The organism is Ferruginibacter sp. (assembly GCF_028288465.1).
Taxonomy (GTDB): Bacteria; Bacteroidota; Bacteroidia; order Chitinophagales; family Chitinophagaceae; genus Ferruginibacter.
Genome location: NZ_JAQBNR010000089.1, coordinates 1 through 3,017, shown reverse-complemented (window position 1 = coordinate 3,017; position 3,017 = coordinate 1). Strand labels below are relative to the sequence as shown.

The 3,017-nt window shown below is 57.1% G+C and carries 2 protein-coding genes; both read left to right on the top strand.

The genetic code is table 11. The annotated features are described in order from the left end of the window. Positions 1–38 precede the first annotated feature (38 nt). On the top strand, positions 39–1,736 hold the full coding sequence (locus tag JWR61_RS28090; protein WP_301930962.1) for a hypothetical protein: 1,698 nt from the start codon (positions 39–41) through the stop codon (positions 1,734–1,736). Between the two features lie 13 nt (positions 1,737–1,749). Next, complete coding sequence (locus tag JWR61_RS28085) at positions 1,750–2,343, top strand: hypothetical protein (RefSeq protein WP_301930961.1); 594 nt, start codon at positions 1,750–1,752, stop codon at positions 2,341–2,343. Positions 2,344–3,017: the final 674 nt, after the last annotated feature.

Sequence of the window (3,017 nt, the reverse complement as noted above, 5' to 3'; positions counted from 1 at the left end):
GCTTCAAAACTCGTTAATGCAACGAGGTAAAGGTTAGCATGGCTCTCGCTTACAACCCACCCGGCGTCAACGTACAGGAGCTATTTTCTCCTTCTGTCAACCCGCTCCTTGCGGCTTCGGCTCAGATCGGCATCGTCGGCCTGGCCTCTGGCTATCAGGTTGGCGTGGCGCAGGTCACGTTTGATAGCGCAGGCACTCCTAAGACGATTACTGCTCCCCAAGGAGCGGTTTTCCAGAAGGTTGACACGAACACCAGCTTCGAAGGTGTACGCGATCTGCTGGATCCCACGGCTGGAGCTTCAGGATCCTGTGTCTACGTCGAAGGCGCTGACTTTACAACGACTCTCGCCAGTGACAAGTTAACCATTACGATCACGCCAGGCTCCGGAAACATCATCCTTACGGGTACAACGACCAACACCTCGCCAACCGTGACCGCCCTATCCAGCACGGCTGGATTGACCCCAGGTATGACGGTCGTCGGCACAGGCATCCCGGCCAACACCACTATCTTGGCCATCGCTAGCGGCACCAGCATCACGCTGACCAATAATGCTACCGCTTCGGGTACCGGGGTCAGCCTGACCTTCCACGCTACTAGCAACCTAGCGGCCAACGGTGGAGTACTCTCCTTCACTTACCGCTTCCTTCCACAGAAGTACTACTACGCGACGCGCCTGGACTCCCTAGGAGCCATCGAAGAGCGTTATGGACAGGCTTTCGATGCCAATGGCGTCGTAACGCCGCTATCTGCGATGGCGTCCATCGCCTTTGAGAACGGCGCTCAAAGCATCGTCTGCCAGCCACTCTTTAAGCTCACCAGCAACGTGCGCGTGCAGCCGACCACAAACGAAGCCGCATCCGCCGGTACGTGGCAGACGACCCTCATCGGCCTCCGAGACATCGAAGATGTCAATGTCCTAGCCCCGGCCTTTGACGCTACCGACCTGGACACCAATGCTCAGCAGGCATTGATCACAGCGAATCAGAATCACGTTCGCTTCATGCAACTACAAGGCCAGTACATCGTGTTGATGTCTGGTCTTCAGAGCGCAACGGCCAGCCAACTACAGAACGCTGCGGCAGCGCTGCGCGCCTCTGGCGATGTTGTAGCAGAACAGACCGTTCTCGTCTCTCCTTCTCGCTTCAACCGGGCACTTCCAACCGGTCAACAGGTCACCCTCGGTGGCCAGTATGTCGCCGCGGCAATTGCAGGCATGGTCGCGGCTCGCCCGGTGGCTACTCCAATCACTCGCAAGGCGCTCTCCGGATTTGTCAGCATCGAGGATCCACGGGATAAGGCCAGCAAGGACGCCGATGCTGGCGCAGGCCTTCTGGTTGTGGAGTCTAAGGGAGCGTCCATCCAGGTCCGTCACGGACTCACCACTGACAACACCGCTACGGCTCGCCGTGAACTCTCTGTCGTCCGCGCAAAGCACCGCATGATCGAGTCCATCCGCGACACGATTGACACCCAGATCATCGGCACGGTGCCCGCAGACGGTAACGCTCCGATGGTTGTCAAGAATGCAGTGATCGGTGTGCTAGAGGCCCTGCGTCAGAATCGGGAGCTTGTTGAGTACGCAAATGTACAAGCACGTACAACGACAAATGACCCCACAACAGTGGAGTGCCGCTTTAGCTACCTACCGGCTTTCCCGCTGAATTACGTCAACGTCGTCTTCTCGCTAGACCTCAGTGGGCAAGCTACTACAAGCGCGGCAGTTACTCTCTAAGTAAGGGTTGAACATGGCTGATCTTATTCAAGGTACAACACAGACGCTAATCTCAGGTAAGAGCGCACGTACACGTGTCGGTGGCTCAGGCTTCACGGCATTCTATTGGCGCACATCACCGATTGGCTTCTGCCGTCAGATCGCGCACACCGCTCCAACGCCAGTTGGCCCGGGACCTACGCCAATCCACCCCTTGGATGAGCCTTACGCCATCGAGATCATCACGCCAGCCGCACAGAACATCGGCACTCTGACGCTAGAGCTTTACGAGTTGTACAACCACAAGGTGTGGGACGCTTTAGCGGACATCGCTGGCTCCATCGACCTCGTGAACATCTTCATCCGCGTAGCCGCGCTGAAGGACCCTATCACCGTTGTGAAGCTGATTCAGCCGCCGACGATTCGTGGAATCAACCCGACTCCATACGCAGAGCGCTTCCACAACTGCGTGATCACTAATGTAGAGGACGGGGAGACCATCGAAATCGGAACGATGGAGATCACCAAGCGCCTCACGATTGCTTACACGCACATGACCCGCGATAACGCGGACGCCAATGACGCCCTGGCGATGCGCAATGGTCGCCAGTCCTCAGTCACAGTTTAGTCCCTCCAAGTAAAGTACAGTATTGGCCTCCTTTGAAGATTTCTCTCCGGAAGTAAACCAAGCGGTAGACGGCCTAGCGTGGCTAGGTCATCTCGAAGCCTCGACTTCACGTTGGGGCCACACTTGGACCTTCCGTACGCTGAAGGCTGATGAGGAGCTTATCGCTGCCCTCGTCGCCAAGGACTACCAGGACACCTTCGGCCAGGTGAAGGCGCATGCCTGGGCTCACGTGGCGGCATCTCTCACCACCGTTGATGGCGAAGAGAATTGGTGCCCTCCCATCGGACCTGACCGCGCTCAGCATCTACGGGCTAAGTTCACCTACTGTACGCAGAATTGGTATTGGCCGGTTGGCGAATATCTCTTCTCCGAGTACATCGACCTGATTAACAAACAGGCAGAGGCACTGGAGGCGGTGGATTCTTTATCCTCCAGGAGTCTGCGGACCTCCTTCGGTACGCAAGACTCCTCAGAGACGCAGGAAGACTCACCGGTCCCGACATCAACGGGCTCCACCTCCGACTCCTCGCCTATCTCATCCGATGTGATGAAGACGCTAGCGGACTCGCCCGAGTAGACAACTTCAAGGATCTACTCCTTGCGGTCAACCCGGACCTCTACGGAAAGGTCTACGGGTTCGGGGACGACGGTCCAGAGGAAGTCGATATGGAAGA

Coding starts and splice junctions, on each gene's coding strand:
- JWR61_RS28090 (WP_301930962.1), top strand. CDS start 39: ATGGCTCTCGCTTACAACCCACCCGGCGTCAACGTACAGGAGCTATTT.
- JWR61_RS28085 (WP_301930961.1), top strand. CDS start 1,750: ATGGCTGATCTTATTCAAGGTACAACACAGACGCTAATCTCAGGTAAG.